The organism is Protofrankia sp. CiP1_Cm_nod2 (assembly GCF_920664355.1).
In the GTDB taxonomy this organism is placed as follows: domain Bacteria; phylum Actinomycetota; class Actinomycetes; order Frankiales; family Frankiaceae; genus Protofrankia.
In genome coordinates this window covers 19,833-25,670 of the sequence record NZ_CAKKTL010000064.1, presented here as the reverse complement: position 1 = coordinate 25,670, position 5,838 = coordinate 19,833, and the positions used below count along the sequence as shown (strand labels likewise).

The 5,838-nt window shown below is 65.3% G+C and carries 5 protein-coding genes; 4 read left to right on the top strand and 1 reads right to left on the bottom strand.

The window, feature by feature from the left end; all coding sequences use genetic code 11:
- From NBW84_RS09660 to NBW84_RS09645, 4 genes are all read left to right on the top strand, one after another.
- The coding region (locus NBW84_RS09660; RefSeq protein ID WP_250283773.1) for a restriction endonuclease at positions 1-318 on the top strand (318 nt) is incomplete at its 5' end.
- Positions 319-1,026: 708 nt separating this feature from the next.
- Positions 1,027-1,710 (top strand): VWA domain-containing protein, encoded by a 684-nt coding sequence (locus NBW84_RS09655; protein ID WP_250283770.1) that lies wholly within the window; start codon positions 1,027-1,029, stop codon positions 1,708-1,710.
- Positions 1,707-2,537, top strand: coding sequence for a PP2C family serine/threonine-protein phosphatase (locus NBW84_RS09650; protein ID WP_250283769.1), 831 nt, complete (start codon positions 1,707-1,709; stop codon positions 2,535-2,537). Before NBW84_RS09655 ends, NBW84_RS09650 begins: the two co-directional genes overlap by 4 nt.
- Complete coding sequence (locus tag NBW84_RS09645) at positions 2,534-4,474, top strand: helix-hairpin-helix domain-containing protein (RefSeq protein ID WP_250283766.1); 1,941 nt, start codon at positions 2,534-2,536, stop codon at positions 4,472-4,474. The genes NBW84_RS09650 and NBW84_RS09645 overlap by 4 nt, the downstream gene beginning before the upstream one ends.
- 216 nt (positions 4,475-4,690) lie before the next feature.
- Here the strand turns inward: NBW84_RS09645 and NBW84_RS09635 are convergent, their stop codons facing one another.
- Positions 4,691-5,431 (bottom strand): cyclase family protein, encoded by a 741-nt coding sequence (locus NBW84_RS09635; protein WP_250283764.1) that lies wholly within the window; start codon positions 5,429-5,431, stop codon positions 4,691-4,693.
- Positions 5,432-5,838 lie beyond the last annotated feature (407 nt).

Below are 5,838 nucleotides of genomic sequence, written 5' to 3'. Positions count from 1 at the left end.
TCGCTCGCCCGTACCCCCCGGATGGCCCGGATCGCGGTGCAGTGCAAGCACTACCCGGACCGTGCTGTGGGTCCGTCCGCGGTACGGGACTTCAACGGCTGCGCGTGGACGGATCATCGTGCCGATGTTGCGCTGTTGGTCACCTCGGGCCGGTTCACCGCTGCGGCCGCGGACTTCGGCCACCGTCACCGCATCCAGATGGTCGACCGGGAGGTGCTCACACGGTGGATGGCCGGCGAGCGGATCCTGCCTCGTGTCCCGGCGCCCCGGCGTGGCCACACCGATGTCTCGCCTACCCCCGGGGGACCCACACGATGATCGTTTTACACGTCGTCGGTGTCGACGGCGGCGATCAGCGGCCCGGTGTCCCAGACAATCACTCGGGATCGCGCCCCAGTTCCGCGCGCAGGATCTCAGCCGAACGGGCGGCGAGACCACCCTTGCCGCTGTACAACGCGCCTACCACGATGCGCTCGGGTTCGCCGCGGCCACCGGCGACGACGAGGTGTGACTATGAGAGCGAGACTTGGATCCGGTGCTGATCTTGTAACCGTTCTGATCCCCTTGGTGATCATCGAACGAGGAGGGCGTGTTTGCGGAGCGGGTCGAAGTTGACGCGGCCGTGCAAATGGTGTTTGACCGTCTTGATACGGTTGGCGTTGCCTTTGACGACGCCGGAGCTGGGGGTTCGGCGAGGCCGGCGAGCACGGCGTCACGGGCGGCTTCGCCATCGCGCTGCTGTCGCCATGCCGTCTCCACATCTTGCGGCGCCGGGCCGACCGCGGTCGCGAGCGCAGTTCTGGCACTATTGACACTGCATTTTCGGTCCGACGCCCGGCCTACGCCTCGTCGCTCGTCGTGAGGTATGTACGGGTGTACGTGGCCACGCGCGTGGAGACCGGCTGGCGGCCTCGACGCGCCCACCCGCAGGTCCGGCCCACCGGGTCCGGCGGTGGACGCCCCGCAAGCTGGCACCTCGTTGTTGAGCACCCCGGCAACGCCCGCCCGACCAGGATTGAGATGGGGATGACCGAGCAGATCGGATACGACAACTTCGACTTCGGACACCAGCCTGAGGTGGACTTCGCCCTGAACCCCGAGCCGCGGTGTCCCTGTCTCCTGCTGCTGGACGTGTCTGGGTCCATGAACGGTCAGCCCATTCGAGAACTCAACGCCGGTCTCAGGGCGTTCCAGGATGAACTCACCTCAGACGACCTCGCCGCGAAGCGCGTCGAGGTCGGGATCATCACCTTCGGACCGGTGCAGGTGGCGACCGACTTCGTGTCTGCCTCGGTGTTCACAGCGCCCGAGTTGCACGTGCAGGGAGCCACCCCGATGGGCGAAGCCATCACCCGAGGTCTGTCGTTGCTCCGTGACCGCAAGACTGAATATAGGAACAACGGGGTGAAGTACTACCGCCCGTGGATCTTCCTGATCACAGACGGGGAGCCGACAGACAACTGGCATGCGGCCGCCCACGCTGTGCAGGCGGGTGAGGCTGCGAAGGAGTTCGCGCTTTTCGCCGTCGGCGTGCGGGGAGCGAACATGGAAATCCTCCGCCAGATCGCTGTCCGCCAGCCGCTCGCGCTGCAGGGACTCAAGTTTCAGGAACTCTTCCAGTGGCTGTCCAGTTCCCTGGGATCGGTGTCCCGTTCGGCCGTCGGCACCGAGACGCTGCTCGCGGCACCTACAGGGTGGGCCGCCGTTTGACCTGGCGCGTCATCGCGAGGTCCGAAGCCGGCACCTCGCACATCAAACGAAGCCTGCCCTGCGACGACGACTGCCTCTTCGCGCAATATCGGCTTCCGTGTGGCGACGAGTTGCTCGCGGTCGTCGTCGCGGATGGCGCGGGCAGCGCCGAACACGGTGGCGAAGGGGCACAGGTCGCGATAGCAGCGGTGGCTGCGGCTCTCCAGTCGCGCCTGGGCGAATCAGAGATCATGCTGGATGCCGGCCTGGCCGAGATCCTGGTGACGGCGGCACACGACGGAATCGCGTCGAAGGCCACCAGCCACAACCTCCGTCCTCGAGACTTTGCCTGCACCCTGCTTGGTGTGCTCGCCGCGCCGACGCTCGGGACGATGGCTTTCCAGATCGGAGACGGCGGCATCGTCCTCGACGTCGGGAGCGGGCTGGAACTCGCCGTAGTACCCATGGTTGGGGAGTACGCCAACATGACGCACTTCGTCACGCAGGACAACTTCCGCGAGGTCCTCGCCGTCCGAACCTTTGACCCACTGGCTACGAAGATCGCAGCATTCACCGATGGCCTGCAGCGAATCGCGCTCGATCTCGCCACGGACGTACCCCATGAACCATTCTTCAGGCCCTTTTTCAAGGCGCTCGAGGATGCCAGATCCGAAAACGAGGAAGTTCTGCTCGACCAACTCAGCCTGGCTCTGGGACGGTTCCTGCAAGGACCGCTGGTAAACGAACGTACCGACGACGACAAGACACTAGCTATCGCAGTCTGGCTCGGCGACGTCGACCCAGCCACGGCCAGTGACGAACTGGGAAACTCGGACGCGCGGGCATGAGCACCACCCGGCTGTTCACGTCAACGGGAGACGAACTGTCGCTCGGCCCGACTCTCGGCAAGGGCGGCGAAGGTTCCGTCCACCAGATCAACGGAGACTCAAATCACGTCGCAAAAGTGTACCACAAGATCCCTGACGGCGACCGGCAGGAGAAGCTTCGGTTGATGGCGTCTCTCAGGGATGCCGACATCCGGAAATTTGTCGCTTGGCCAGTGGAGACCCTGCATGTGGACCGGGGAGGTCCCGTCCGGGGCTTTGTCATGCCAACCGCAGGCTCCTGCGTTCCCGTTCATCAGCTCTACAACCCCGGCCACCGCAAGCAGGAGCAGCCCCAACTGTCGTGGAAGAATTTGCTGGTCACGGCGCGGAACACGGCGGACGGCTTCGCCGCGGTCCACCAGCGTGGACTGGTCGTGGGTGACGTCAACGAGAACTCGGTGATGGTCGCCCCAAATAACGGGCATGTGATGCTGATCGACGCGGATTCATTTCAGGTGAACGCGGATGGCCGGGTCTTTCCCTGCCTGGTCGGGGTTCCGGACTTCACCCCGCCCGAGTTGCACGCGGTCGGTGACTTCAGCCGGATGGTCCGAACCGCCAACCACGACAACTTCGGTCTGGCAATCCTGATCTTCCAGCTGCTCCTCGGCGGACGCCATCCCTTCGCGGGTCGTCCGCTCCGTAACGATGTCGGCAACGATATGTCCACTGATATCAGCGGCTTTCGGTTTGCCGACGCCCCGGACAACAGCAGCCGCGGATTGGTCCCGCCACCGACAGCCGTTCCGGTGACCATCCTTCCTGCTGTGATCCACGGCATGTTCACCCAGGCGTTCACCGAGCCCGGGATCCAGCACCGGCCGACTGCTCGGGAGTGGGTATTGGCTCTCGACAAACTGCGACCGCAGACAGCCGTGTGCCACGCCAGCCCACACCACGCTTACCCGGCACACGTGAGGGCGTGCCCCTGGTGTTCCCTCGACAGTTCGGGAATCGTGCATTTCGTCAAGGCGCAGGTCGCCGCGAAGGCGCAAGCGGCGGGGGTCACCATCGCGGCGCTGTGGGCGCAGATATCTGCAGTCCCGCCCCCGGCGGAAATCGTCGTACCCCCCAGCGCCGGGATTAAGCCCGTTGCGCGGCCGCTCCCGGCGGCGGTGCGCTCAAAGGCAACACCATTCGTCGTCTGGCCCATCGTGGTCAGCCTGGTTATTGCATTGATGGTAATCGCAGGTGCGCTCGGGCTCCTGGCGCTGGTGTTGCCCGTTTTTGTGGGTCGGTGGCTCAAACGCTACGGTGAGCCCAGGCGTCAGGAGAAGGACGCGCGCCTGCTGGCAGGGCAACAGGCGCGAGATGCGCATGCAGCCGCGATCCGTGAGGCAGAGGAAGCTGGCCCAGCAGGGTTTCAGACTCTCCGTGATCCGCTTGCCAGGCTCTATTCTGAGTACACCGTCGAGATCCCGAAACAGGAGAGGCGGACACTCGCGGAATTTGACCGCACCGTGCGGGATCGCCAGCTGCGCCGTCACTTGGAGCGGCAGTACGTCAGCAGGGCCTCGATCAGCGGCGTTGGCCCGAGTCTCAAGCAGCGGCTTGCAGCGTACGGCGTCAACACCGCTGCAGATGTGAACCGCTCCAAGATAATAGGAATCCCCGGTTTCGGGGAAGTGAAGACTGGAGCTCTGGTCGCTTGGCGTGACTCCTGTGAACGTGCTTTCCGCTACAACCCCCATGACCCTGCTACGCCCAAGGAACGCGACCAGGCGCTCGAAGTTCACCAGAGGCGGCGCAGATCCATCGAGAACGAGCTTCAGCGCGGTCTCGCCGAACTCCAGCGCCGCAGCCAGCTCCGGCCAGAAGCGCGAGCCGAAATTGAGCAGAAGCTAGCCGCCACGGCCCGGCAACTCGCCCAGGCGGACGCCGACCTGACTGTCCTCTAACGAGGCTCCTGTTCGTCTTCAATCCTGAGCGCCGCGCGGTCCTGTTTGTCGCCGGAGACAAGGCCGGGCAGTGGTCAACCTGGTGCGCCAGGGCGATCCCGCTGGCCGAGGCCCGTTACGCCCTCCACCTCTAACCATCCAGAAGGTCGGCGTTGGCTGGACACGGTGTCGGTAGCAGCGTCGATCCCGTACCCGCGAGCCGTTCGGGAGCCCCGATCACCCGCCGTGCCCTGGGTCCCGAAACACCGTTCCTGGCAGCCGAGTCGCGTTCCTGACAGCCAAGTTGACCGGGTCGAGGTCCATGGCGACGGCTCGGACGGGTGCTCCGTCGGCGCCGGTGAGACGCAGTGGCAGCGCGGTCACGAAGGGGTCGAAGTCGATCGCCTCGATGTTGCGCAGGTTCTCGCCGATGATCCCGCCGTGGCGGGCGATGAGGTGGTGTACCGGAAAGCCTGCCCCTGGATGGCCGGCGTCGGGCGTCTCGTCGATGCTGGCGGCGTCCAGCAGGAACGTCCGCGCACCGAGATCGACCATTCGCGTTGCGGCGTCCTCGTCGAGGAACGGATGATCGAAGTATTTCGGTGTTCCGTAGTGTGCGGACCAGCCGGTGTGCAGGATCGTGATGACTCCGGGGCCGATGCGGCCGGTGGGTGCGGAGGCGGTGATGTGGTCCCAGGTGATCCGTTCCCGAGGTGCCAGCCCGGTCACGTCCAGGATGATCCCGGGGCCGGCCAGTAGGCGCAGGTCGAGTTCGTCGACGCGGGCCCCGTTCGGCTCGACGTGGTAGGGCGCGTCGACGTGCGTCCCGGTCTGTGATCCGAGGTGCAGGTCGAGCAGGTTGAAGCCGGCTGTCTCGATCGTGGCCGCCGGTCGGAGCCGCGGGGTGGGATCACCCGGGTAGACCTGGGTGCTCTCGTCCAGTGGCACCGACAGGTCGACGATCCGACGGATACGCATGCCCGATTCTCTGCTCCGCGCGGGCGGCTTGGTGATCCTGTCACCCTACCGATGATCGTGCCGTCGCTCGGGGCGGGGCGGGGCATGGGGACCGGGAGCATGCCTGTACCGAAGGTACTGATCGAAGAAGCGAAAAAAACCGTAGATACGAACCTGATGGCCTGATAATGTTCGCGTCTGCGTAGTAATGCCAGGTGGGTCGGACGCCTGCGCAGGTGCGGCCGCGGGCGCGGAGCGCGGCTCGTGGGGGCTCCTGCGGCTTGTGGCCATCGGTCGGTGCTCGTGGCCGGGAGCCGGAGACGCGGCCGCACCTCCACCAGGTCACGTGCTCTGTCGACAAAGGATGATCGGATGACCGGATGATCGGTAAGGATTCGGCGGGGAACATTGTTTTACGTACGGTGTCC

Bases quoted from the DNA above. Each gene is read 5' to 3' on its own strand.
- NBW84_RS09655 (WP_250283770.1), top strand. From the start codon at position 1,027: ATGACCGAGCAGATCGGATACGACAACTTCGACTTCGGACACCAGCCT.
- NBW84_RS09645 (WP_250283766.1), top strand. From the start codon at position 2,534: ATGAGCACCACCCGGCTGTTCACGTCAACGGGAGACGAACTGTCGCTC.
- NBW84_RS09635 (WP_250283764.1), bottom strand. From the start codon at position 5,431: ATGCGTATCCGTCGGATCGTCGACCTGTCGGTGCCACTGGACGAGAGC.